We start from the raw sequence: 24,454 nt of genomic DNA, 5'->3' as shown, positions 1-24,454 counted from the left end.
GCCCGTGTATGAAAAACCAAACGGGAAAACGACTGTTCAAATATGCTTTACATGCAAAAAATACATTTATCCTGGCGCTGGTTATGTTAGCTATCGGCGTAGCGGCCGAACTGGCTGGCCCGTTTCTGGCCCGCGCCATGATCGATGACCATATGCTGGCCATCGAGAAGCCGTTTTATGAAACGGCGTCTTCAAGCAAGGAGACGGTCTCTTATGACGGCAGATCGTTTAAGCGGAGTGACCGTTTTGCTCCGGAGGAGGCCAGGGGTCCGGAGGTTCGCGTGCTGCAGGTTGGCCGTTCCTTCGTACTTGTGGAGGCCGCCATTCCAGAAGTATCCGGCGAGCGCTCCTTCAAGGATGGAGTTCTGACTTTATCACATCAAGGCGAGGTGCAGGAATATCCTGCAGTCCGGTTGGATTCTGCCGGTGTATTCGCCTTCTATAAGCCGGAGATCCCGGGTATTTTGAAGCTGATTTCCTGGTACATGGTATTCCTCGCCATTTCAATTCTGATGGAATTCGGGAAGACCTATTGGCTCCAATCTTCAGCCAACAAAGTGATCCGCAAGCTGCGGATTGATGTGTACGCCCATATTCAAAAGCTCCCGGTACACTTTTTCGACAATCTGCCCGCCGGAAAGGTCGTATCCCGGGTCACCAACGACACGGAGGCCGTTAAGGATCTGTTCATCGCGGTGCTGGCGAACTTCTTCTCCGGTATTATCAATATGATCGGTGTTTACATCGCGTTATTTATCCTAGATGTCCGGCTTGGCCTGGTGTGTTTGTTTGTTGTGCCGATCCTGTATGCCTGGATTGTGCTTTATCGAAAGTTTGCCACCAAATACAACACGATTATTCGCTCGCGGTTGAGTGAGATCAACGCAATTATCAATGAATCCATACAGGGTATGTCCATTATCCGGATTTTTCGGCGTCAGAAGCAGACCCGGGAAGAGTTTGAAAATCTGAATAATGATTATATGAGTCACAGCAACAAAATGCTTAATCTCAATGCCTTCACCTCCCACAATCTGGTGAACGTGATTCGGAGCCTGGCATTCGCGGTTGTGCTGTGGTATTTCGGCTCCGCCCAATTAAGCGGTGCTGGGATCATCTCGCTTGGAGTCCTATATGCCTTCGTTGACGTCCTGGGCCGGCTGTTCCAGCCGATGACCGGGATGGTTAACCAACTGGCTGCGCTTGATTCCTCCATGGTATCGGCAGGACGCGTGTTCAAGCTGATGGAGGAGCCCGGCGAGGATGTGACAGATGGCTCCATGCCGCGCTACCGCGGCAACGTCGAGTTTAAGGATGTCTCTTTCGCTTACAAGGAGGATTTCGTATTAAAAAACATTTCCTTCGGAGCCAAGCAAGGCCAGACTGTTGCGCTGGTCGGTCATACCGGCTCCGGCAAGAGCTCCATTATCAACCTGCTGTTCCGGTTCTATGATCCCCAGAAGGGTACGATTACCATTGACGGCAAGCCGGTCAAGGAGTTGCCCAAGCAGTGGATTCGCCAGCATATGGGGATTGTACTGCAGGACCCGTACTTATTCACGGGGACCATTGCTTCCAACGTCAGCCTAGGCGATGAACGCATCACCCGCGAGACAATCCAGAAAGCCCTTGATGACGTCGGCGCTACGCGGATATTGAGCCATTTGCCGAAAGGAATTGATGAACCGGACGTGGAAAAGGGAAGCACCTTGTCCGCCGGAGAACGGCAGCTGATCTCCTTTGCCCGGGCATTGGCCTTTGATCCGGCTATTCTCATTCTGGATGAAGCTACGGCGAACATCGATACCGAGACGGAAGCCCTGATCCAATCGGCGCTGGAGGTGCTCAAACGAGGCCGCACGACCTTCATTATCGCCCACCGCTTATCAACGATCCGCAGTGCGGACCAGATTTTGGTTCTGCATCGCGGTCAAATCGTAGAGAGCGGCACACATGAAGAACTGCTTGCGCTTGGCGGCCGCTATTACAAGATGTACCGCCTGCAATCAGGCGGTGCCGATCCCGCTCCAAGCGTCGCGGCTGCGTCCGTGCAGCCTGCGGTGAACCAGAGGTAGTCGAATGCAACGCCTAACGAAGGGCTACCCTTGAAGTTCATGCCATCGCTCCATTCATCGCAGTTTCATGCAATAGCGCAGCAGTACGAGTACACCAACAACCAAAAAACCGTCCAATGATTCTGCGTTGCCGGGGCAACGTGTGAAGTGTGCTTACGATCGCTGTTGCTCGCGGATTTCCCTTATTGTAATAAGTTCTGACAAGGAAGAAATCCGCTCGCAAAGGCGACCACTCCGTTTCTTCAACACACTTCACACTTATGCCCTTTCTACGCAGGCTCATTAGTTCGCATTATAGTGCCGGATGCACTATAGTAGCTCACACAAGGTCCCTATTCGGTATTAAAGCACTCGAATTTCATCGCAGGCTTGTCATCCGGCATCTGAGGTGCCGGATGGGGCTATCATTACAAACTTCATTGGAGCGTAACCAGAATGAGGTTGGTCAAGTTGGATGAGTGAAAAGTTAGGAGCAAAATTGGAATTCTAGTGGGCAAGATGATGGAGGAACAGAGGTGGTTTCGATAGCCGGAGTATCACGGAGTTCAAATTAATTGCTTTTCAGCGCTTGTTTGATGGCATGGGTGTCCACTCCAGCAATTTAATTGCCTTTTAGCATTTATTTCGTGGGCATGAACACTCGCACCAGCAATTTAAATGCTTTCCAGCACTTGTTTAGCTGCATGAAAGTAGAGTCCATATAATTGTGTAAAAAGCTAGGCTTCAAAAATAAAAGGAGCCATAGTCAAAATCCTCGTTTAGAATGAGGTTGTCGAGACAACATTCTTTGGAGGGGATTTTGATATGACTCAATACCAGATTAACCTAGATTCCAAGCTTTTGCATCAGTTGTTTTTAGGTAGTTCACAGGATGCGGGGGTATCCGCTTTGTTGGAATCTGTATTAAATCAAGTATTGAAGGCACAAGCATCGGATCAATTAGCAGCAGAAAAGTATGAGAGAACGGAGGGACGGCTTGGTTACCGCAATGGAACTTATCCACATACCCTGACCACTCGCGTAGGTAATCTGACGCTTTATGTGCCACGTTTCAGAGACGGTAAGTTTTCCACGGAGCTCTTTTCTCGCTATCAACGAAGTGAACAAGCTCTTGTGCTTGCACTGATGGAGATGGTCATCAATGGTGTATCCACTCGTAAGATCACCCAGGTGACAGAGGAATTATGCGGTGCTGAGTTTTCTAAGTCGACCGTGAGTGATCTGTGCAAGCAGTTGGATCCTATCGTTACCGCTTGGAATCATCGACCTTTGAAGGAGGAGTACCCATTTGTCATCGTAGATGCACTCTACACCAAGGTGCGCGAAGATGGCCGGGTTCGCTCAAGAGGCGTTATGATCGCCACAGGGATCAACCTGGAAGGTTACCGAGAAATTATTGGCATGATGGTTGGTGACACGGAATCAGAAGCAAGCTGGGGTGAATTCTTTACCCAACTCAAGCATCGTGGGCTACGCGGTGTTGAGATCATCACCAGTGACAGCCATGGGGGCCTTGTAAAAGCCATTGGGCAGCACCTACAGGGGATTACCTGGCAACGATGCCAAACACACTTTATGCGCAATATCTTAGACGCTACCCCGAAGCCTCTAAGGAGCGAAGTTAAAGCTCATGTACGCTCCATCTTTGAGGCAGCTGATCCACAAACTGCACGCACCTTGCTTGCCCAGACAGTAGATTTGTTTCAAGAAAAAAGCCTCCAAAGCCATGGAGATCTTGGAGGCTGGATTTGACGATGCTACAGCCGTTTTAGTGCTTCCTCCTGAGTATAGAAAGCGTACTCGTACAACCAATGCGGTAGAACGTTTAAACGCCGAAATTCGGCGCAGAGAGCGTGTTATTCGCATATTTCCAAACCGTGAGTCGGTGCTCCGTCTTCTTGGGGCGTTGCTAATGGAACAAGATGAAAAGTGGTCCATGGGCAAAAAGTATCTCGAAATGACTGAGTTTCTAGAATGGCGCAAGAACAGGAAAAAAGGAGATTCAAAAGTAGTTCGGATCGGCTAGACAATCTCTGACGAGGATTTTACACACAATAATGGACTTGACCTGCATGAACGCAGACTCCAGTGATTTAATTGCTTTTGGGCACTTGCTTCGCCGAGTGAACGTCCGCACGTGAGACAGAGCACAACTTCCAGGCATGTGATCGGTATACATTGCGTTCGTGCGAAAAGCGGAGCGCTCGAGCTGCTATGCGCGCTTTGCCCAAGGCTTGCGCGCATATCCTACTGACATGCCACAGGCGGCAAGCTTATTTGAAGCGCAGCATATTGCATTGCAGTTTATGCGCATTCATGTGCAAACTGCATTACAGTTGAACTGCAAAGGCGAAGTAGTCAGGGCATAAGTGTGAAGTGTACTGTAGAAGCGGAGCGCTCGCCTTTGTGAGCGGATTTCTCCCTTGTGGGAACTTAGTCCAATTAAAGAAATCTGCGAACAACAGCGATCGAAAGTACACTTCACACGTTGCCCCTCTAACGTGCCAATTTGTGTTTAACTGTCTCCCCGATACTGCACACTCTCCTGTAAATATGGAACACCGCACTGCATCGAGTAGATGCTTGTATTACAGATACTTTACAACCCACTGTTTCCGCACGCAAAAAAAGGCTGCCTTCCCGCATCTAAACGGAAAAGACAACCTTTTCAAGCATCTCTACTTAAGAACCCTAACTCTAGAATAAGATAGTATTTATTGGGTTTCCTTCGCTTCTTTAATTTCGATACTGTAATCGCTGGAAATATAGGTTTCGGTCTGGCTGTCTGTGATCACCTGCGGATACACCATATCCGGGTCCGGCGACAGCAGCTCGTAGTGGATGATCGCTTTGCTGTCCTTGGTGAATTCTACCTTGGCTACCCGGATTCCATACCCAGGATGAGGCTGCTCATAACGAGTTAATACAACCTTGTTCACCTGATCATTCACCTTGGTCACAGCGTAGCTGACTCGATTGTTCTGCTGCTGCTCCAATTCCTTCTGCTTCTCTACAAATTGAGCGGCATTATACACCATGCGTGCTGCTTCAATTCTTGTCATTGAGGCGGTCGGATAAAACTTCCCTTTATCATCCAGCTCCGTTATTTTCATCACAAGAAGCCTTTGAATGCTTCCGGAATAGAGAACATTTCCCTGGTCGGCATCCTTCACATCAATAAATATTTTGATCAGCGGATAGTTGCCTGTGGCATGAACCGCTTGATCCAGGATGTAGGCGAATTGCTCCTTAGTAAGCTCGGAAGTCCAGCTAAACTTCTCAGGCAGCTTAATTCCATTCTCCTCGGCAATGGCCTTGACCTCGCTGTACCATGGCTGCTTGAACTGATGATATTTCTTGGATGAAGCGTCATTTGTCTCTTTAAGACCAAGTGCCTTAATGATCATGTACACGCCTTCAGCTCCGGTCAATTTACCATGAGGGGCAAACTTGTCCTTGCCGACGCCCTGGACGATCCCTTTCTTCTGAAGCGCTTCAGTAATCGTACTGTCCTTACCTTTCACATCACTGAAGGCTGACGCTGAAGAGGCCAGAAGGAGAGAGCTTGACATCAAAAGAGCCGCTGTAATTTTTAATTTGTTTTTCTTCATTTTTAATCACCTCATCCCCAAGACGCTGCCCCCTCCGAAAAGGTTGCAAAATTTTCCTGACACGGTGAATCAAGCTGCACCTATCATTTGGCGGCAAGCCTCCGCACAACGGCGGCAGGCCTCTGCACATTGGCGGCAATGATCATGACTATGCTTCTCGCATTCCTCCGCACATGCGTCACAGGCTTTAGCGCACAATGCGCTGATTTCTAGCGCAAAAAGAGTATTCCGCGACAGGGCTTCGGCAGTGAAAGCGCAAATATCCGCGCACTCTCGATCCAGTCGGATGCATTCCCGCAGCATAGCAAGCTCATATTCCTTCAGGCTGGATACATAACAATAATTACAGGCATTCATGCATGCGAGGCATGCTTCAATACATTCACGGTATTTTTCCTGAATCATGGCAGATTCCTCCCGATGTCGTTATTCAGTTCTCAACACTCATTCATGTATAACCGTCTTATCCTGATCCTGAAACGAACAGCAAGTACAAATCAACAAATCAATATAAAATCACATCTGACGCAGGTTTCGTTCCCCTTGCTCCGCTCCCGCTACCGTGCTCTCTTGCTCCAGCTGTTCCAAAGCGGCCCGGATAAGCTCTTGATCAAAATGCTCGCCAATAAACACAGCCACATCAGGCACTTGCCCCTGCGGTGTAATCTTCAAATAATCGCTCTCACGATATGCATATTGAAACAGAAAGCGGCTGGATGTATCGGAAAAATGAAGAATTCCTTTGGCCCGGTATACTTCTCTTGGAAGCTCCTTCATGAACCGCTCAAACTGGAAGCTATTGACCGCTGCCTTGAAGTAATACGTGTAGACGGTCACATGGCTGTGAGAGTGATGGGTGTGATGATGATCCGGATGATTGCAATGCTCGCCATGAGGGTGATCATGTCCGCAATCGCTGTGCTGCTTCTGCTGATTATCCGAAGCAGGAGACTTGCTGACAGTCCGGTTCGTTAATAACTCCTCCAGGTTCACATCGCAGCGCACCGCTTCAAAGATCGCGGCGTGCGGATTCAGTTTAATCAGCAGCTCCTTGACCTCCTTTTGCTGCTTGGCGTTAAGCCGATCCAGCTTATTCATGACCAGCACGGAACCGCAGCGAATTTGCTCCATCATCAGACGATAGGTCTTCCCCTTCTGGGAAGCATACAGCTCAGAGAAATAAGCGGTATCCACAACGGTGATCATCGGTTTAATATCCAGCTTCAAATAGAGGGAAGCCTCGGATACCGCATCAAAAATCTCCATTGGATTTGCTGCTCCCGTTGCTTCAATGATTACAAGGTCAGGCCGTTCATTCTGGATCAGCTCATAAAGCTCCACGCTGAGGTCTGCCCGAATGCTGCAGCAAATACAACCATCCAGCATTTCGGCCATCGGAACATCAGGCCCCACCGCCAGACCATCGAGATTAACCTCGCCAATTTCATTCATAATCACCGCAGGCTTTAACCCCTGGTTCTTCCAATAGGATAACAGCCTCCCTAATAGGGTTGTTTTCCCGCTTCCCAAAAATCCTGATAATATGTAAACAGGTGTAGTCTGTAAATGGGATAATTCCTGCATTGTATTATTACCTCCGTTTTTTCGGCATCCTTTTCCATGAAAGCGAGTTTACACCAATGAGAAGCTTCGCGCAACCTGCAAACGCCTGACATTTCTTTCAACTCATTGTGATAAGATAGTTATAGTGAGTGTTCAAAAAGTTAAGTTTTGAACTACCTCTTATATAAGAAAATCCACTTACTGGAGGATCACATCATGATCAGATCGGTTGATGAACATCGGCGGGAAGCGCCCAAGCATGTGAAGTGCCTGGTTGTGACCGTATCGGACACCCGCGTCGCGGAGAATGATTACAGCGGGCAGCTTACAAAGGAACTGCTAAGCAGCCAAGAATATGAGGTTGTGGATTACAGAATCATTAAGGATGACTATGATGGTATCCGCCAACTGCTGAGAGAGGCCGTATCCAGCCGCAAGGTGGAAGCCATTCTGCTCAATGGCGGTACGGGCATTGCCCCGAGAGATAATACGTATGAGGCCGTCCGCAGTCTGCTGAACAAAGAACTGCCGGGCTTTGGAGAAATTTTCCGTTATCTGAGCTACACGGAGGATATCGGCGCCGCAGCGATATTAAGCCGGGCTATTGCCGGGACGATCGGAAATGTCGCCATCTTCTCCATGCCAGGCTCTCAAGGTGCCGTTAAGCTGGCTATGGAAAAGATTATTCTTCCTGAATTAAGACATGTCATTAGAGAATTGAACAAGTAGCAATCATCGTCTAATAAAACAATCCCTCTGACCATAAACAAACTCTGGTCAGAGGGATTGTGAATGAATCATGTGGGATCAATTGCAGCCTTAACGGGTCATCCAGTCCAGAGCCTGCTCAAATGCCGCCTTGATTTCATAGCTGTAATTGCTCTTATCAGTCCTGCTTGAAGTATACACCAGCGCTGTCTTTCCCCGCTCTGAAATCACTCTTGTCTCCTCTTGCTCCAGTGCATTATTCTGGCCCTTCCCTCTATACAATTCTGAAATTTGCCGGGTTCTTTCCTGTTCACTTGGATAAATGTGAACGATAACATAATCCTTGGCACTCCCGTTGATAAAATAACTATAGCTCATATTCCCCTCAAAGCCTTCGGAATAGGTCTCATGTGTCAGCGTGATCCCCCTCTTTCGACATTCTTCCTTAAGGGTCTTCAAAAAGGGGCCGTTCAGCGTTACCCCGCTGCTTCGTTGTCTGAGATTTCCTTCTCTGGCGCTTTTCATGCTGTACTTGTCCATTTCTCTGGCAGCAATTTGTTTCGCTCCAGCTCCGCACCCCGAAGCAGCCGTTAAGGCAAATAACGTGGTAATAATGATGAGCGTCCATCTTCTCGGCATCCCTGATTCCTCCTTTATTTCGATGGGTAATCCATCCAATAATTGGGGTTAGCGTGTGTAATTCTGCTTATATTTATGCCGAGGAAATCATCGCCAAATACAAGAAGAGGCCTGAATCCTGTGCGCACGCCCAGAATCAAGCCTCTCGAGTTACTCTTTTATAATCCGCTGTTTACAGCAATGACCTGACGGCCAACCGCCTTACTGTCGATCACCTTCGATAAGGCTTCAGGAAGCTGATCAAGCTGATAAACGGAAGTCCACTCCTCCAGGGCTGTTACCGGCTTCCACTCTCCGGCCAGCAGCTCCCACAGGGCAAGACGCTGCGGCATGGGACAAAATACCGAATCAATGCCCAGCAGATTTACACCCCGCAGGATAAATGGAAATACGGTGGTATCAAAATGCCCTCCGGCAGCCATTCCCGACACGGCAATGGATCCGCCGTAAGAGACGCTTTTCAGCAAATCACCAGTAAAGGCTCCGCCAACCGGATCTACGACGGCAGCCCATTGCTCTTTGCCTAATGCGCCCTTTGCTCCGGAAGCCGCTTCTTCACGGCTAAGCACTTGATAAGCTCCCAAGCCAAGCAGCTTGTCAGTCAGTGCTGGTTTGCCCGTGACGGCCGTCACCTTGAAGCCAAGCTTAGCCAGTATCGATACCGCCATGCTGCCTACGCCTCCGGTAGACCCTGCCACCAATACCGGGCCCGAGTCCGGAGTCAGACCATTAGCCAGTAATCGTTGTACGGACAGAGCAGCTGTGAATCCGGCTGTACCAATCGCCATCGCTTCAAGGGCTGTCAGACCCGGGGGAAGCGGCACAAGCCAATCGGCAGGAACCCGCGCAATTTCTGAATATCCGCCTTCATGATTAACGCCCAATTCATATCCTGTGCAAATTACATAGTCACCGATGTTATACCGCTTATCGTCAGAGGCGAGCACTTTTCCCGCCAGATCGATTCCCGGAATAAACGGATAGCGCCGAACAATTTTCCCGTCCGGAAGTGAAGCCAGTCCGTCTTTATAATTCACGCTTGAATAATGAACCTCGATCAATACCTCTCCCGCCGGCAAATCGCTTAGTGCAATCTGCTCGATCCCTGTGCGAAATTCCGATTCATCCTTATGAACACGGAACGCGCGAAAATACTCCTTCTCCACGGTAAATCCTCCTTTTGCTTCGCTTCTACCTTACATGCCCGGCCGAAGACTACAGCAAAGGATGCTCATGCTTGGTCAGCAGGATTTGCCAACGACGATCCACTTCACGCTCAAATTCATGCAGTGCAGCTTCATTCTCAGGCTTGAGCAAATGACGTGTCTTGCCCATGGTCTTCAGCCAATCAGTCAATGGCACCCGCTTGGCTTTATCCTCCGGATTATAAGTAATGGTTGTCTGACCATGCTCGACCTCATACAGCGGGAAGAAGCAGGAATTCACGGCTGCATCCACGATCTCTGTACCTTGATCATCCTTCGTAATCCAGTTCAGCGGACAGGCTATCAATATTTTACCATAGACCAGTCCTTCGTTCTGTGCGTACCATTGCGCCTTGGCCGCTTTCTTGACCAAATCCTGCGGGTAAGCTTCACTGCCGGTAAATACGTAAGGGATATTGGTAGCCGCCATAATTTGCGGTGTATCCTTGTGATGAAATACCTTTCCCTTCTGTACGGTACCGATATTGGACGTCGAGGTCCGGTGTCCGAGCGGAGTCGAATAAGAGAGCTGCGCTCCGGTATTCATATATCCTTCGTTATCGTACTCGACAATGATCATCCGATGATTTCGCAATGCCGCGCCAATCGCCGGCCCCATCCCGATGTCCATCCCGCCGTCACCGGTAACCATGACAAACGTAAAGTCATCCTTCAAGCCAAGCTCATCCAGCTCGCCGCGCCGCTTGCGTTCCCAGAACATCTCTACAACACCGGACAGCGTGGCCGCACCATTCTGGAACAGGTTGTGAATATAAGTCGCTTTATGAGAGGAATAAGGATAGCCGGTCGTAACTACCATCGCACAGCCGGTATGGAACAAGGCAACAATGTCTCCCTCAATCCCTTTAAAGAACAGCTCCAATCCCGAGAAAATACCACAGCCCGGACAAGCGCCATGTCCCGGAGCAATCCGCTTCGGCTTCTTCGTCAGGGCCCGCAGCGGCGGAATCCGCACGCCAAGCTTGCCGGTCTCTTCGTTCTTTGTCACTGTGATAAGACCTGTCTTCAGATCCTCGAATTTCAGCGGATTCAGCACCCGGGCTGGGGCCGCATCCGGATTCCCCGGCGTATGTCCATAGTAATCGAACGGCACTTCAACCCGGCCTTGTTTGGCGGCTTCAATCGCGAGTTCGAACAGATGCATGCCGTCTTCGGCATAGAACTCTTTACCGCCCAGTCCGTACACGCGGCTAATCACCTGAGTAGTATGGTTGCCGTGGGTGAACAGCGCAGCCTTGATTTCATTGCTCATATTGCCGCCGTAAGCGCCATAGGAGTCTGCCCGATCACCGATTGTAACCGCCTTGACCTGCTTCAGGGCATCCGCAATTTGCTGTTGCGGGAAGGGACGGATGACATTCGGTGCAATTGAACCGGCCTTGATACCTTGACGGCGCAGATCATCAACTACGTCCTTAATGATCTCGGAAGCCGAGTTCATCAGGAACACCGCTACCTCGGCATCCTCCATCCGATACGTATCCAGCATGCTGTACTTTCTGCCGGTCAGCTCTGCATACTCATCGGCAATCCGTTCAAATACCGCTTCCGCACGGTACATCGCCTGGGATTGCTGGTATTTGTTATTGATATAATCCGGTTCGTTCATGTAGGGTCCGACCGTAATCGGATTATTACGATCCAGCGTATGCGGGAACCCGGCCGGCGGCCGTTCTCCAACAAATTTGAGCACATCCTCACTGTTGGCAAAAGTATTCACACGCCGCTTTTGATGGGAGGTAAAATAACCATCCGATGCCACAAGCACCGGCAAGCGCACCTCTGGATCCTCAGCCAGCTTGAGCGCAATAATATTCATGTCATAGACCGACTGCGGATCCCGGCACATCAGGATCGGCCAGCCCGTGTTCAGGGCAAAATACAAGTCCGAATGATCGCCGTGGATATCCAGCGGCCCGGAGACCGAGCGGCAGACCAGGTTCATGACCATCGGAAAACGGGTACCTGCCTGTACCGGCATTTGCTCCAGCATATACATATACCCGTTAGCACTTGTGGCGTTAAATACTCGCCCGCCCGCCGTGGAGGCGCCATAACAAATCCCCGCCGAGCTATGCTCGCCGTCAGAGGCAATCAGCTTGATATCATGCTGGCCATTCGCCTTCATCAGATCAAGGAACTGCGCCACCTCCGTTGAAGGCGAGATCGGAAAATACCCCATAATATGATAATTGATTTGACTTGCGGCATAGGCCGCCATTTCGTTGCCTGACTCATATACAACCCGCTGCTCTACTGTTCCATGGGTTAATTCATGCTCCTGATCCAAATTCATCGCCATGATTGGTATACCGCCTTTCTTTTTTCCTAGAATGTTCCTATTGATTCGTGTTCAAAAAGTTGGGTTTTCAGCACCGAAAGGTTGTGAGAACCCGAAGAAGGAGGAACGGAGTGTAGGCAAAACCTACATGAGCAAAATGCTTCTAAAGGAAGCATACCTCGTAAGCATCCGCTCGGACTTCTAGGGTGAGCGCAAGATTCGATGTCGAATTAACCTCATGAATTACTTCGTGATCAAAAGATGACTTTTTGAACAACCTCTATTGATTCACCAGATCAAACAAATGCGGCACCCGGTACTGTTCGCCGTATCCGTCTTCTTCCCGTTCTCCGGACAGCGCGTCCGTCGGACAAGCATGGATACACTTCAAACAGCCCTTGCAGTATTGATAATCAATGCCCATCAAGAACATTTGAGGACGCCCCTTCTTGTCAGGCAGCTCCTCCCAGACAAAGCAATTATCCGGGCAGACGTTATCGCACTGGGCACAGTGAATACAGGACTCAGATTTGAAATGAGGAAGCATCCCTGAGCGGGAGATACTCAGATCCTTCAGCATGCTATTGCCCGGATTAATGACCAAACCGCCGATCGGCTGGGTTTCATATCCGAGCACCGGCGTGTCCGATCGAACAAATTCCGGCATCTGGATTCCTTCCGGCAGCTTAAAGGTTCGAATTTCAACCTCCTGATACCCGCGTTCAAAGGTCGCCAAGGCCGGGGCGACAGCTCCGGGATATTTCTTCTCCAGCGACTTGCGAATAACCGTCTTCATCGTCTCGGGATCCAGGAACGGGCAAAGGCGGAACATCGCACCCAGCATCGCCATATTTACCTTGTTATTCTCTTCCAATGCAATTCCGGTTGCATCAATGACCGCAATCGTTCCTCCAACCAGCTTCAGCTTTTCCTTCAATTGCTCCGGCGTCTTCTTGGAATTGACCAGTACGGTGCTGTCCTCGTATATCCCGCTGATCACATTCAACGTCTTTGAAAGCGCCTCCTGAAAAATAGCTACCATATGCGGGCGTTCTACCGGCGACGTATCGCGGATCGGGGTATTCAGATCGCAGAACCGGATATGCGCCTTAACCGGCGAACCCTTCTTCTCCGATCCGTAGGAAGAGAAGCTGACGCCTCCAAGACCTGCTCCTTCCACCCCCGCTTCGGCAAGCATCTTGCCGGCCAGGTTGGCGCCAAGGCCTCCGATCGATTCCAAACGAATTTCAAAAAAACCAAGTTGATTGAGCTTCGGCAATTGTACCATTAGTCCGACGACTCCCCCTTCTTCGCTGCTGCGAATGAAATACAGTTACATAATTAACATAGTTAAATTAGTCACACAAAAATAATCCTTGATTAATGTTTTAATTTATCACAATCATAGTGTGACGAATGTAACAAATGTCATATGGACAATCTCAAATCATCCGTGATTACGCAGGTGTCATAAAAATCACAGAATGTCGAATTCACCGCATGAAACAGACTAAAATCTCGAATCCTGCGCTTTCCCAAGAAATAAAAAAACCAGCCGGATTATTCCTCCAGCTGGCTCATATATTCTTCAATCATTCGCTGTTTCAGTTCCCAGGCTTCCTGACTCAGATTAACCCGATAGATCTCCGGATTCAGCTTCCGCAGGTACTCAGGCCAGAACATGCTAAGCTGCTCCCGATGATGCTGCCGAATTTCCTGAAGGCCAGGTAATGAATAGACCCGTTCTCCGTCTATAAAAATCGGGCGCAGCATCGAGACAGCCTCATAGTTGCTGACCGTCTTCTTCATGTAAGGGTGCACCGGATCAAACAGACGCAGCTTCTCCCCCTCACGGGCCAATTGCTCATGCGGAAGGCAAATATAATCTGCAATGGCCTTGCCGCTCTCCTTACTCACAATCCGCAGGACATCCTTCTTGCCCGGTGAGGTCACCTTCTCGGGGTTGCCTGAAATCTTGATCGTCGGCGCCATCTCCCCGTCAAGCTCGCGTTCCACCAGCTTGTAAACACCGCCAAGCGCCGGCTGATCCGCAGCGGTGATCAGTTGTGTGCCGATTCCCCAAGTATCAATCTTCGCTCCCTGGGCCTTGAGGTTAAAGACTGTATTTTCATCCAGATCATTGGATGCAACGATCTTCACATAGGACAACCCCGCCTCATCAAGCAGCTGCCGGGCTTGAATGGACTGGTAAGCCAAATCACCGCTATCAATCCGGATGCTGCCGAGTCGCTTGCCCATCTTCTCCAGCAGCTCCGCGGTTCTGATCGCGTGAGGAATTCCGCTGCTTAACGTATCATACGTATCGACTAGCAAGGAGACTTGATCAGGCAAGGCTTTGGCGAACACCTCGAATGCCTCCTGCTCCGAGCCGAAGGTTTGCACCCAGGAATGGGCGTGGGTTCCTTTGGTAGGAATGTCAAACATTTTGCCGGCCAAAAGATTCGAAGTGGCATCGAACCCGGCTATATAGGCGGCTCGAGAGCCCCAGACCGCAGCATCCGCTTCCTGGGCTCTGCGCGTTCCGAATTCCAGAAGAACATCCTTATCTGCAACCAGCTTGATTCTCGACGCCTTAGTAGCAATCAATGTCTGATAATTCATAAAATTAAGCAGTGCAGTCTCGATGAGCTGCGTCTCCAGAATCGTCCCTTCCACCCGGATCAACGGCTCGTTAGGAAAGCAAAGATCGCCTTCCTGCATGGAGAGGATCGTTCCGCGAAACCGGAAGTTTCTTAGCAGCTCGATAAATGCAGGATCGTAATTCTCTTCCTGCTCCATTAGGTAGCTCAAATCTTCTTCCGTAAAACGCAGATGCTCCACGTATTTAGCAATCCGCTCCAATCCGGCAAACACAGCATAGCCGTTCCCGAACGGAAGCTTCCGAAAGTACGCCTCAAATACCGCCTTGCGAAGATGGGTACCATGGACCCAATGGGCATACATCATATTAATCTGGTATTTGTCTGTATGAAGCGCCAGGCTTTCGCTGCGCATGGTTCTTCTCCTCCTTGACTGAACATGTGCTGTTTAAGTATAAATAGATAACTGCGGCGTGAAGTCAGTGAATCTGTACAATTGCGCAGGCCGCTGGGAGTACTGATTGGAAAGCATCGGCTTTCCCGTTTCATCAAGCACTTCCTCCAGAATGCCCTGGCGGCTGCGGGTAGAGGTGATTTTTCGAATGAAATTCAGTTCTGCAAAATCAGGTACTACCGTCTGAATCACTTGATAAAGCTCGCCAAGCGTAAACTGCGGAGGAAGAAACTGTTTGGCAATCGTTGTCTGAAGCATTTGCGCCTGAATCCGGCGGTAGGCATCCTCCAGAATTTCGCGATGGTCAAACGCTAGATCCAGCTCTTCCAATGCCTCCTGCATCGTGAACAGTCCTACCTCCTGAGCATCATCCGCTGACTGCCGCTTCTCAAGCACCCATTCCTCGACCAGAGCGAAAAAGGCATGAGAGATAATCCAACCGCGCGGATCACGCCCAGGCTTGCTGTAGACTCCCAAATATTCGAGATGATGGCCATCAACCCCGGTTTCCTCCTTCAGCTCACGTCTGGCCGTCTCATATAATGACTCGTTCTCCTGGGAAAAGCCCCCCCGGCAATGCCCAAGCGCCGGCGAACGGCCAGCTTCTGCGGCGGATAAGCATGACCTTAAGGTCAAAGCGGGGCAGCGACTTGGTGACCGCCTTTCGCTCCTGCCGGGTCAATGTGAACATCACTATATCTGCCGGAATTCCATCCGGTGTCCGGTACTTTTTCACTTCATTCATCGGCTCCTCTTGCCGCTCTCCACTACTCATCCTTATCACCACATCTGTGAGTTGTAAACGCCGCGCAGATCGTTCCTCGCAGTCGCTTCCTTCATAAACTGTTGGAAAATCTCAGGCCTTCGGCACACGGAACGTTGCCGTTGAGATGCAGCCCAATATCCCTTCGGCATCCCGCACCTCCGCCCTAAGGGTCATTGTACGATAAGTTTCGTGCAATGGAAATGCAGATACCTTCAGTATACCTTTATGCATCGGCGACAGAAACTGGACATTCAAATGCGTCGTGACGCCCAGCCTTCCCTTAACGGCCGCTACCAACGTCCCCATCGACTGATCCATCATTGCCGACAGAACGCCTCCGTGAACGATGCCCATCGAGTTCAAATGGCGTTCGTCAGCATTCAGCCCGATCTCCACCATCTGCTTGTTTACCGAAATCAGTTCCATGCCAAGAAGCCCCCAGAAGGAGTGCTCCTCCTTACCCATAATCTCTTTCCATTCCATGCAAAGACCTGCCTCCTGTCCGCTACAGGCCCTTTTCGTAACTATTGTGTCTGTAGTCTTTTATGTAATATTAGAGGTTATATTTGATTTGAATTGAAATTCATCAAAAAGGTGCGGAAGAAACCTTCCGCACCGACTTGAATCTCATTCTCCATAGCCGGAAGTCGTTGCCGGCTCGCTCCCTGCTTCCACGTTTACCTTCTCCGAGACGGTATCCCGGATCACAGTAATAACGAGCTGCAGCAAGTAATTAATATCGCTCTGACTCTGCTGGAATTCAGTAACCAGCGGAATGCCGTCCAGCTCATCCTGAAGCTCGGCAATCTCCTGCTCGATTTTATCCACCATCGCTTTGTTTTGGAAGCTCTCGAAAGCAACAACCTCTTTCTGCTTCTTCTTGATCGTGGAGATCAGCTGCTGAATCCGCTCATGCTGCTGGATCATTTGCTCAGCCTTCTGGAACTGGCGAACCTCCTCGCTTGTACCTATCAGGCCTGCCAATTCTTTTGCCTTGACCATAATATCATCACGAATGACCAGGTTGCGCGAATCATACGTTGGAATACCGCAATCCGTAAACTCCTGATGCTGATGTTGCTCTCCCAAAGGAATTCCCTCCTCATTTGATCTTACCTGCATGAAGGACCCGGCACTAGGCCGAAGTTACAGCTTCGGGAATCAGACTTCCCTTGATGTACCATGTCATCGGATCCGTAATTTTAACCTGGACAAATTGTCCGATCAACTCCGTACCGCCTTCGAAATGAACCAGCTTGTTGCTGCGGGTCCGTCCGGACAAGACGCTTGAATTGTTCTTGCTCTCGCCTTCAACCAGCACCTCAACTACTTGATCCAGCATCAGATCATTGCTTTGACGGGAATACTCATTGATCACTTCGTTAAGCTTCTGCAGCCGGACCTTCTTGACTTCCATCGGTACATTGTCGACCATGGCAGCTGCCGGCGTACCTTCGCGCGGAGAATAAATGAAGGTGTATGCGGAATCAAATCCAACCTCCCGAACTAGCGAAAGCGTCTCTTCAAATTGCTCGTCCGTTTCGCCTGGGAATCCTACGATAATATCCGTAGTCAATACGACATTCGGAACCGCCTTTTTGATCTTCCGGACAAGCTCCAGGAATACTTCTCTGGAATACTTCCGGCTCATCTTCTTCAACACTTCACTGCTGCCCGATTGGACCGGCAAATGAATATGTTCAACCAGATTGCCGCCCTTCCCCAATACCTCCACAAGCCGGTCATCAAAATCCCGGGGATGGGAGGTCATAAATCTGACGCGCGGAATATCAATTTTCCGGATATCGTCCATCAGATCGGCGAAGGTATAGCTGATATCGGTAAAATCCTTGCCATAGGCGTTCACGTTCTGTCCCAGCAAGGTGATCTCCTTGAACCCCTGACGGGCAAGCTCCCGAACCTCGGCAAGCACGTCATCCGGTCTGCGGCTTCTTTCCTTGCCCCGCGTAAACGGCACGATACAGTACGTACAGAACTTATCGCAGCCGTACATAATATTGACCCAGGCCCGCATCCCCTCGCGCTTCTTCGGCAGGTTCTCGATAATGTCGCCTTCCTTGGACCAGACCTCGACAACCATTTCCTTGCTGAACAGCGCCTCCTGAATCAGGTGAGGCAGACGATGAATATTGTGGGTTCCGAAGATCATATCCACAAAGCCATGTCTTTGCAGAATCCGGTTGACCACGCCTTCCTCCTGCGACATGCAGCCGCAAACACCCAGCAGGAGTCCCGGCTTCTCGGTCTTTAAATGCTTCAAATGTCCAAGCTCTCCGAATACTTTGTCCTCCGCATTTTCGCGAATCGCGCAGGTATTCAAAAGAATAATATCCGCTTCCTTCCGATCCTCGGTCGCCCGGTAGCCCATCTGCTCCAGCATTCCCTTGATCGTCTCGGAGTCATGCTCGTTCATTTGGCAGCCAAAGGTATAGACGATATAGTGCTTGCCGATCCCGATGCCCCGCATTTCTTCAGGCACCGCATGATCGTAATGCACCTGCACATCCTCCTTGCCGCGCTGCTTTTCCTTCCGGTGATTCGGCTCCGATAAAATCTGGATATCTCTTCCGCGAATCCGAATCTTCTTCCCATGTTCATCTTCAGAAATAATCCTAGCATCCGTAAAGTCAAAATACTTGGAGTAATCCTTGTCCTTGGCAGATTTTAAGTCTGCTGGAGTCTGGCTCCCCTTCGTCATGCTGTTCACACCCTTTTATTTCATAAAATCCCTAGCGATCTGGATATCCAATAATTAGACATATCAATTAAAAATTATATCATATAAATGCGAGTTCAAAAAGTCGCTTTTCAGCCCCGGTCAAAGACGACTTTCTGAGTATCCTTACAACCGCATGCTCTTCCATATATAGTCTTATGAAGTACGCAGCAAAAAGACCCGTTGTTATTACGGGCCTTCTTAGTGCCTTACTCCAAACTCTGAATATGCTTTTATCCGCAGATATTAGAAGCCTTTATATTGCGGCTCTTCATTTTCCAACTGCTGAACACGGCTCTCAACTTGCGTAACAATCTGTTGGGTTTGTTCCGCCGCATTGGTGAACAGTGTTTTGGCCTCCTGGTTCTGCGTACCAAGTGCAAACTGCTCCAAGCTGGCTTGAGCGCTCTTCAACGAGGCAAGTGTTGTTTTGACTTGAGATGCAACTGTCATTTTCGCTTCACCACCTTTATGAACTGTTGGTCCTTTTTTCACCGCTTACCGAGACATAATGTTCCCACAGCATAATAATGTTATTCATTACATAATTTTACTTTTAAAAAATAGATAAAAGCATCCCCCACTACACATAATTGGACTAATCAGAAAAACAAAAAATCATTTTGCGACGTGGTGATGAAAGGGGCTTTTGTTATGCCTTTATGGCTAGAAGTAGTAGTTCGAACACTGGCTTCCGCCCTAGCGCTGTTCGTCTTTACAAGACTGCTCGGTAAGAGGCAAATATCCCAGTTGTCCTTCTTCGAATACGTGACCGGGATTACCATCGGCAGTATCACCGCCTACTTGTCCGTCGATGTTGATAACCATTGGTCGCTCGGCTTAATCTCGATGGGCGTCTGGTTTCTGGTCTCTTTGGGGATCGAGTATTTACAGATCAAAAGCGTGAAGGCCAGGAACTGGATCGACAGCAAATCAACCGTGCTGATCAAAGGCGGCAAAATTCTCGAAGAAAATTTGAAGAAGGAGAAGCTGACCAACGACGAACTTCTGGAACAACTGCGGAAAAAAAGTATTTTCCAAGCTGCACAGGTAGAGTTCGCCGTGATCGAGCCCGACGGGGAGATCAATGCGCTGCTCAAGAAAGAATATCAGCCGATCACCCCCTCCAGCCTGGGGATTAAGGTCGCGCCCGAGCAAGAAACACAGACTGTCATTATTGATGGAAATATCATGGACGAGCCTCTGGCAACAAGCGGATATTCACGCCAGTGGCTGCATACCGAGCTGGAGAAGCTCGGGGTATCACTTGACAATGTCAATATTGCGCAAGTGGACAGCTTCGGCCAATTGTATGTCGATCTGTACGATGACATGATTCAGGTTCCCCAGCCCCAGGAGAGAGCTACCCTCTACGCCCAGCTGAAAAAATGCGAAGCCGATCTGGAGCTGTTCGCGCTATCCACCGATGAGGCCGAAGCCAAGCAAATGTACGGCGAATGCTCGGCGAAGCTGCTTGGCGTGATCAACCAGATGAAACCGCTGCTCACGCAATAAAGGAGAAAATGACAATGGCAAAAAAGAAGAACAAGAAGTTGACGCCCACACAGCAGCAGTATCAAAGACTGGCTGCGGACATCGAACCGAAACGGCCGGTAGCGGCCAACTGCCTGAAGGCATTCTTTAGCGGCGGAATCATTTGTCTGCTTGGAGAATGCATCCGGCAGGCGTTTGTTCATTTTGGCGGGTTCAGCGATAAAGATGCGGCAGGTCCGATGGCCGCCGTGCTGGTCATTGCGTCCGTCCTGCTGACGAGCTTTGGCGTCTATGACAAGATTGCCCAATGGGCCGGTGCGGGAACCGCCGTACCTATAACCGGTTTTGCCAATTCGATGGCCTCAAGCGCCATTGAACACCGCCCGGAAGGGTTCGTCCTCGGCGTAGCTGCAGGTATGTTTCAGCTTGCCGGCTCGGTCATCGTCTTTGGTACGGTTGCCGCATTTATTATCGGGATCATTTATGCGATTTTCGTTCCCGGTTATGCAGGAGGTCATTAACGATGTTAAAGGGACATCAAAGCTGGCACTTTGCCGGACGCCCCAAAATTATTAGCACGGCTACCGTTGTGGGACCCTTTGAAGGACAGGGCCCTCTAAGTGATGACTTCGATGTCATCCACGGAGATTTGTACATTGGCCAGGACAGCTGGGAGAAAGCCGAGAAGAAGCTGCTGGAGGAATCCGCCTCCCTGGCGATTCAGCACGCGGGACTGACCAAGGAGCAGATCCAGTTTTTCTTCGGCGGAGACCTAATGAACCAGATTATTAGCAGCAGCTTTGCCGCCAGAACACTCGCCATCCCTTACATCGGCGTATTCGGAGCCTGCTCCACCTCGATGGAGAGCTTGGCGCTGGCCGCTTACATCGTCAATTCCGGAGGCGCCAACTACGCGCTGGCAGGCACCTGCAGCCATAACGCCAGTGTCGAGAAGCAGTTCCGCTACCCCACCGAATATGGCTCGCAGAAGCCCCCTACCGCTCAATTTACGGTTACAGGCTCAGGCTCTGCCGTCGTTTCTCTCGAGGGCCCCGCCGGGTCCCCCGTATTAACGTCGGCTACCATTGGGCGGGTGATTGACATGGGGATTAGCGACCCGTTCAACATGGGGGCGGCCATGGCTCCGGCAGCCGTCGATACGATTCAGGCACATTTCCGCGATCTGCAAATCGAGCCTTCCTATTATGACCTGATCGTCACCGGAGACTTGTCCAAGGTTGGTTATGAGATTGCCAATGAGCTGCTCGAGCGGCATGGCATCCCCATCAAGCAGACGACCTACAAGGATTGCGGCATGATGATCTATGACTATGAGAAACAAAATGTTCAGGCGGGCGCCAGCGGATGCGCATGCTCCGCTGTCGTCACTTATGGACATCTGCTCAGAAAGCTCCGATCCGGCGAATTGAACCGGATTCTGGTTGTTGCTACTGGCGCTCTGCTCTCCCCCTTATCCTTCCAGCAAGGCGAGAGTATTCCTTGTATCGCACATGCAGTCGCCATCGAGCGGGGCGGATAGTCCGAACCATGACAAAGAGGCACAGGAGCTTTCAAGCTTCTGTGCCTCTTGATATTCCGTGTATCGGTTTAGTCTACGATCTCTGCCGTGTCGCCATTGTTAGCGCCGGCCGCATTCGCTTCATCGGTATCAATGTGCATATCAAGTGCGAAATTGTCGGATACGCGAGCGATGACATTTTCCAAGATCAGTCCGCGTTCGCCGCTCAAGCGAACCTTCAGCAATTGCTTGTCCTTGATGCCCCATTTCTCAGCGTTCGAGGTATGAAAGTGAATATGGCGAGCCGCAACAATGACGCCTTCTTGAAGTTCTACTTCACCAGCAGGACCTTTGATCTTAACACCTGGTGTTCCGTCGATATTGCCTGATTCACGAACCGGAGCCTTCACGCCGATTGCAAAGGAATCCGTACGGGAAATCTCCAATTGGGAAGCCGAACGTGCTGGCCCCAAAATACGAACCTTGTCGAATTGACCCTTAGGACCGATTACCGCTACCGTCTCATTAGCCGCGAATTGGCCCGGTTGGGACAATGGTTTGAACTCGGTCAACTGATAGCCTTGACCGAACAGAGCCTCAATGTGTTCTTGCGTCAAGTGAATATGACGCGCTGATACGCCGACTTGTACAATTTTGCTCATTTGTGATAACACTCCTCGTATATTCTCTGTATCGATGACGATTCACATCGTTACTCATTATACACCTATTTTATCTAAAATGAAAAAGATGTCTGCAAATACAGACATCTTTTCAGGGTTTATACAAATTCCGCAACAAGATTGTCAAACTCATTCTTCTTCAGATCAAGCGGCTGATGTGCCAGCGGTTCTGCCTTGAATCCGTGAATAAGATTCTCGTAGCTCTTCTTCTCCCGGTTCTGGTAGATCAGGCCGGTAATCATGCTTCCGGTCTCCATCAGCTTACCCATCGCCATCGCGCGGTTGGCCGGATCATAATCCGGAACCGTATCCAGATTAATAATATGCTCCTTGAACCAATCATAGGTATTAACCTTATTAAAAGTAACGCAAGGGCTAAATACGTTGATCAGCGAGAAGCCCTCATGCTGAATGCCCTGTTCGATCAAGGACGTTAACTGCTTAATATCGCTTGAGAAGGACTGGGCTACGAAGGTCGCCCCTGACGCAATCGCAATCTCCAGCGGGGACAGTGTTGTCTCCACTGCTCCCTCCGGTGTGCTCTTGGTCTTAAAGCCTTCACCGCTGCGCGGCGAGGTCTGCCCCTTCGTCAGGCCGTAAATCTGGTTATCCATAACAATATAAGTGATATTAATATTCCGGCGAATCGCATGGACGGTGTGGCCCATCCCGATGGCGAAGCCGTCTCCGTCCCCGCCGGAGGCAATTACAGTCAAGTCGCGGTTAGCCAGCTTCACGCCTTGAGCAATCGGAAGTGCGCGACCATGGATGCCATGCAAACCATATGCGTTAATGTAACCTGAAATCCGTCCTGAGCAGCCTATACCGGAGATGACGGCAAGACTTTCCGGCTCCAGACCGACATTCGCCGCCGCTCGCTGGATTGCCGCCTGAATCGAGAAATCCCCGCATCCAGGGCACCAGTTAGGCTTGATGTTATTACGAAAGTCCTTAAATGTTGCCATTCTTCACCAACTCCTCCTGTGCTTTGATCCCAGCCGCTTCTTGGCAGCGTTCGAAAATCTCCGCTGGCAGGAACGGGTTGCCGTCGTATTTCAGAATGTTAACAATTTTATCGTGGTATCCAACATTCAACTTGATCAGATTCGCCAGTTGACCTGTCGCATTATTTTCCAGTACAACGATTTTCTTGGCCTTGGCCATCTGTTCGCGAACCTCTTCAGCCGGAAACGGATGAAGCAGACGAACGGTCATATGGTTGGAGGTAATTCCTTCCCAGTTCAACCGCAGACGAGCCTGGTCGATTGTCCCGCCGGTAGAGCCCATGCCCACGATCAGCAAATCCGGCTCCGCATGCGGAGCATGCAGATGGATCGGATTTTCAACCTCCAGCTTCGCAAGCTTGCGGAGCCGCTTATCCATCATCTTCTTGCGGTTCACAGGACTTTCCGATGGACGGCCTGATTCATCATGCTCGACCCCGGTCACGTGATGGATGCCATTCTTGTCCCCAGGCAGCACCCGTGGTGAAATGCCGCTCTCGGTAAAGGCATAACGGTTGAACATGCTCTGATCTTCCCGCTCTGGGATGTCCTTTACGATATAACCGCGCTCGATCTGAATTTTCTCATAATCCAGCATTTCGCAGGATTGCTTGCCCAGAGACAATTGCAGATCGGTTGCAAGAATGACCGGAACCTGATATTTTTCCGCTAGGTTGAAGGCCTGCACTGTATCATAGAAGCACTCTTCAATCGAGCTTGGAGCGAGTACAATCTTCGGAATTTCACCATGTGTTCCGTAGATCAGCGCATGGATGTCGCTCTGCTCCTGCTTCGTAGGAAGCCCTGTACTCGGACCGCCGCGCTGTGTATCCACAATGACGACCGGAATCTCGGTCATCCCGGCAAGGCCGATTGCTTCCATCATCAGGGAGAGGCCAGGTCCAGCCGAGGCTGTCATACTGCGCACCCCGGCGTAAGAGGAGCCGATGGCCATGGTTACCGCCGCAATCTCATCCTCCGTCTGGATGACAGTGCCGCCGAACTTCGGCAGCTTCTTGATCAAGTATTCCATAATCTCCGAAGCCGGAGTAATCGGGTATGCGCTCATAATCCGGCATCCCGCTGCAACGGCG

20 protein-coding genes and 2 pseudogenes are annotated in these 24,454 nt (G+C 50.2%); 6 read left to right on the top strand and 16 right to left on the bottom strand.

Annotated elements, in window-relative coordinates:
* The first annotated feature begins 8 nt into the window (after window positions 1–8).
* Window positions 9–2,075, top strand: coding sequence for an ABC transporter ATP-binding protein (locus TX85_RS07380; RefSeq protein ID WP_044478453.1), 2,067 nt, complete (start codon window positions 9–11; stop codon window positions 2,073–2,075).
* A gap of 804 nt (window positions 2,076–2,879) precedes the next feature.
* Window positions 2,880–4,101 (top strand): annotated as a pseudogene (locus TX85_RS07375) (IS256 family transposase).
* A 688-nt stretch (window positions 4,102–4,789) separates the two neighbouring features.
* Here TX85_RS07375 and TX85_RS07370 read toward each other — a convergent pair.
* From TX85_RS07370 to TX85_RS07360, 3 genes are all read right to left on the bottom strand, one after another.
* Window positions 4,790–5,686 (bottom strand): S-layer homology domain-containing protein, encoded by an 897-nt coding sequence (locus TX85_RS07370; protein ID WP_044478452.1) that lies wholly within the window; start codon window positions 5,684–5,686, stop codon window positions 4,790–4,792.
* A 69-nt stretch (window positions 5,687–5,755) separates the two neighbouring features.
* Complete coding sequence (locus TX85_RS07365) at window positions 5,756–6,091, bottom strand: four-helix bundle copper-binding protein (RefSeq protein WP_044478451.1); 336 nt, start codon at window positions 6,089–6,091, stop codon at window positions 5,756–5,758.
* A gap of 111 nt (window positions 6,092–6,202) precedes the next feature.
* On the bottom strand, window positions 6,203–7,270 hold the full coding sequence (locus tag TX85_RS07360) for a CobW family GTP-binding protein (RefSeq protein WP_044478450.1): 1,068 nt from the start codon (window positions 7,268–7,270) through the stop codon (window positions 6,203–6,205).
* A gap of 192 nt (window positions 7,271–7,462) precedes the next feature.
* Here TX85_RS07360 and TX85_RS07355 point away from each other — a divergent pair, with 192 nt between their 5' ends.
* A complete protein-coding gene (locus tag TX85_RS07355) occupies window positions 7,463–7,978 on the top strand; it encodes a MogA/MoaB family molybdenum cofactor biosynthesis protein (protein WP_044479883.1) in 516 nt (171 codons plus the stop codon).
* A gap of 90 nt (window positions 7,979–8,068) precedes the next feature.
* Here the strand turns inward: TX85_RS07355 and TX85_RS07350 are convergent, their stop codons facing one another.
* The 10 genes and pseudogenes from TX85_RS07350 to TX85_RS07305 all read right to left on the bottom strand — a co-directional run bounded on the left by TX85_RS07350 (window position 8,069) and on the right by TX85_RS07305 (window position 19,113).
* Window positions 8,069–8,596, bottom strand: a complete 528-nt coding sequence (locus TX85_RS07350; RefSeq protein ID WP_044478449.1) for a hypothetical protein — start codon at window positions 8,594–8,596, stop codon at window positions 8,069–8,071.
* Between the two features lie 158 nt (window positions 8,597–8,754).
* Window positions 8,755–9,762, bottom strand: a complete 1,008-nt coding sequence (locus TX85_RS07345) for an acrylyl-CoA reductase family protein (RefSeq protein WP_044478448.1) — start codon at window positions 9,760–9,762, stop codon at window positions 8,755–8,757.
* Between the two features lie 49 nt (window positions 9,763–9,811).
* A complete protein-coding gene (locus TX85_RS07340) occupies window positions 9,812–12,118 on the bottom strand; it encodes a thiamine pyrophosphate-dependent enzyme (protein ID WP_044479882.1) in 2,307 nt (768 codons plus the stop codon).
* Window positions 12,119–12,383: 265 nt separating this feature from the next.
* Complete coding sequence (locus tag TX85_RS07335; protein ID WP_044478447.1) at window positions 12,384–13,391, bottom strand: 2-oxoacid:acceptor oxidoreductase family protein; 1,008 nt, start codon at window positions 13,389–13,391, stop codon at window positions 12,384–12,386.
* A gap of 272 nt (window positions 13,392–13,663) precedes the next feature.
* Window positions 13,664–15,118 (bottom strand): nicotinate phosphoribosyltransferase, encoded by a 1,455-nt coding sequence (locus TX85_RS07330; protein ID WP_044478446.1) that lies wholly within the window; start codon window positions 15,116–15,118, stop codon window positions 13,664–13,666.
* Window positions 15,119–15,151: 33 nt separating this feature from the next.
* Window positions 15,152–15,932: pseudogene (locus tag TX85_RS07325) on the bottom strand (NUDIX domain-containing protein).
* 81 nt (window positions 15,933–16,013) lie between these two features.
* Window positions 16,014–16,406, bottom strand: coding sequence for a PaaI family thioesterase (locus tag TX85_RS07320; protein WP_044478445.1), 393 nt, complete (start codon window positions 16,404–16,406; stop codon window positions 16,014–16,016).
* A gap of 144 nt (window positions 16,407–16,550) precedes the next feature.
* Window positions 16,551–17,045 (bottom strand): RicAFT regulatory complex protein RicA family protein, encoded by a 495-nt coding sequence (locus tag TX85_RS07315; protein ID WP_081671669.1) that lies wholly within the window; start codon window positions 17,043–17,045, stop codon window positions 16,551–16,553.
* A 13-nt stretch (window positions 17,046–17,058) separates the two neighbouring features.
* A complete protein-coding gene (miaB, locus tag TX85_RS07310; protein WP_044478443.1) occupies window positions 17,059–18,642 on the bottom strand; it encodes a tRNA (N6-isopentenyl adenosine(37)-C2)-methylthiotransferase MiaB in 1,584 nt (527 codons plus the stop codon).
* A 264-nt stretch (window positions 18,643–18,906) separates the two neighbouring features.
* Window positions 18,907–19,113: a DUF1657 domain-containing protein gene (locus TX85_RS07305; RefSeq protein WP_044478442.1), complete on the bottom strand. Its 207-nt coding sequence runs from the start codon at window positions 19,111–19,113 to the stop codon at window positions 18,907–18,909.
* 201 nt (window positions 19,114–19,314) lie between these two features.
* Between TX85_RS07305 and TX85_RS07300 the strand changes: the two genes are divergently transcribed.
* Genes TX85_RS07300 through spoVAD form a run of 3 tightly spaced genes read left to right on the top strand, consistent with a single transcriptional unit; the run spans window position 19,315 to window position 21,694 of the window.
* A complete protein-coding gene (locus tag TX85_RS07300) occupies window positions 19,315–20,175 on the top strand; it encodes a DUF421 domain-containing protein (protein WP_044478441.1) in 861 nt (286 codons plus the stop codon).
* Window positions 20,176–20,189: 14 nt separating this feature from the next.
* Window positions 20,190–20,675 (top strand): stage V sporulation protein AC, encoded by a 486-nt coding sequence (spoVAC, locus tag TX85_RS07295; RefSeq protein WP_044478440.1) that lies wholly within the window; start codon window positions 20,190–20,192, stop codon window positions 20,673–20,675.
* A gap of 2 nt (window positions 20,676–20,677) precedes the next feature.
* Window positions 20,678–21,694: a stage V sporulation protein AD gene (spoVAD, locus tag TX85_RS07290; protein WP_044478439.1), complete on the top strand. Its 1,017-nt coding sequence runs from the start codon at window positions 20,678–20,680 to the stop codon at window positions 21,692–21,694.
* 68 nt (window positions 21,695–21,762) lie between these two features.
* Here spoVAD and pduL read toward each other — a convergent pair whose 3' ends face one another.
* The 3 genes from pduL to TX85_RS27420 all read right to left on the bottom strand — a co-directional run.
* On the bottom strand, window positions 21,763–22,335 hold the full coding sequence (gene pduL / locus TX85_RS07285; protein ID WP_044478438.1) for a phosphate propanoyltransferase: 573 nt from the start codon (window positions 22,333–22,335) through the stop codon (window positions 21,763–21,765).
* Between the two features lie 119 nt (window positions 22,336–22,454).
* Window positions 22,455–23,321, bottom strand: a complete 867-nt coding sequence (locus TX85_RS07280; RefSeq protein WP_044478437.1) for a 2-oxoacid:ferredoxin oxidoreductase subunit beta — start codon at window positions 23,319–23,321, stop codon at window positions 22,455–22,457.
* The coding region (locus TX85_RS27420) for a 2-oxoacid:acceptor oxidoreductase subunit alpha (RefSeq protein ID WP_044478436.1) at window positions 23,308–24,454 on the bottom strand (1,147 nt) is incomplete at its 5' end. The genes TX85_RS07280 and TX85_RS27420, both read right to left, overlap by 14 nt.

Source organism: Paenibacillus antibioticophila (genome assembly GCF_000455265.1).
Taxonomy (GTDB): Bacteria; Bacillota; Bacilli; order Paenibacillales; family Paenibacillaceae; genus Fontibacillus; species Fontibacillus antibioticophila.
This window is presented reverse-complemented; position numbering and strand designations above follow the sequence as displayed.

Excerpts from the sequence above, each read along its gene's own strand:
- TX85_RS07380 (WP_044478453.1), top strand. The coding sequence starts at position 9 with ATGAAAAACCAAACGGGAAAACGACTGTTCAAATATGCTTTACATGCA.
- TX85_RS07370 (WP_044478452.1), bottom strand. The coding sequence starts at position 5,686 with ATGAAGAAAAACAAATTAAAAATTACAGCGGCTCTTTTGATGTCAAGC.
- TX85_RS07365 (WP_044478451.1), bottom strand. The coding sequence starts at position 6,091 with ATGATTCAGGAAAAATACCGTGAATGTATTGAAGCATGCCTCGCATGC.
- TX85_RS07360 (WP_044478450.1), bottom strand. The coding sequence starts at position 7,270 with ATGCAGGAATTATCCCATTTACAGACTACACCTGTTTACATATTATCA.
- TX85_RS07350 (WP_044478449.1), bottom strand. The coding sequence starts at position 8,596 with ATGCCGAGAAGATGGACGCTCATCATTATTACCACGTTATTTGCCTTA.
- TX85_RS07340 (WP_044479882.1), bottom strand. The coding sequence starts at position 12,118 with ATGAATTTGGATCAGGAGCATGAATTAACCCATGGAACAGTAGAGCAG.
- TX85_RS07335 (WP_044478447.1), bottom strand. The coding sequence starts at position 13,391 with ATGGTACAATTGCCGAAGCTCAATCAACTTGGTTTTTTTGAAATTCGT.
- TX85_RS07330 (WP_044478446.1), bottom strand. The coding sequence starts at position 15,118 with ATGCGCAGCGAAAGCCTGGCGCTTCATACAGACAAATACCAGATTAAT.
- TX85_RS07320 (WP_044478445.1), bottom strand. The coding sequence starts at position 16,406 with ATGGAATGGAAAGAGATTATGGGTAAGGAGGAGCACTCCTTCTGGGGG.
- TX85_RS07315 (WP_081671669.1), bottom strand. The coding sequence starts at position 17,045 with ATGCAGGTAAGATCAAATGAGGAGGGAATTCCTTTGGGAGAGCAACAT.
- miaB (WP_044478443.1), bottom strand. The coding sequence starts at position 18,642 with ATGACGAAGGGGAGCCAGACTCCAGCAGACTTAAAATCTGCCAAGGAC.
- TX85_RS07305 (WP_044478442.1), bottom strand. The coding sequence starts at position 19,113 with ATGACAGTTGCATCTCAAGTCAAAACAACACTTGCCTCGTTGAAGAGC.
- TX85_RS07300 (WP_044478441.1), top strand. The coding sequence starts at position 19,315 with ATGCCTTTATGGCTAGAAGTAGTAGTTCGAACACTGGCTTCCGCCCTA.
- spoVAC (WP_044478440.1), top strand. The coding sequence starts at position 20,190 with ATGGCAAAAAAGAAGAACAAGAAGTTGACGCCCACACAGCAGCAGTAT.
- spoVAD (WP_044478439.1), top strand. The coding sequence starts at position 20,678 with ATGTTAAAGGGACATCAAAGCTGGCACTTTGCCGGACGCCCCAAAATT.
- pduL (WP_044478438.1), bottom strand. The coding sequence starts at position 22,335 with ATGAGCAAAATTGTACAAGTCGGCGTATCAGCGCGTCATATTCACTTG.
- TX85_RS07280 (WP_044478437.1), bottom strand. The coding sequence starts at position 23,321 with ATGGCAACATTTAAGGACTTTCGTAATAACATCAAGCCTAACTGGTGC.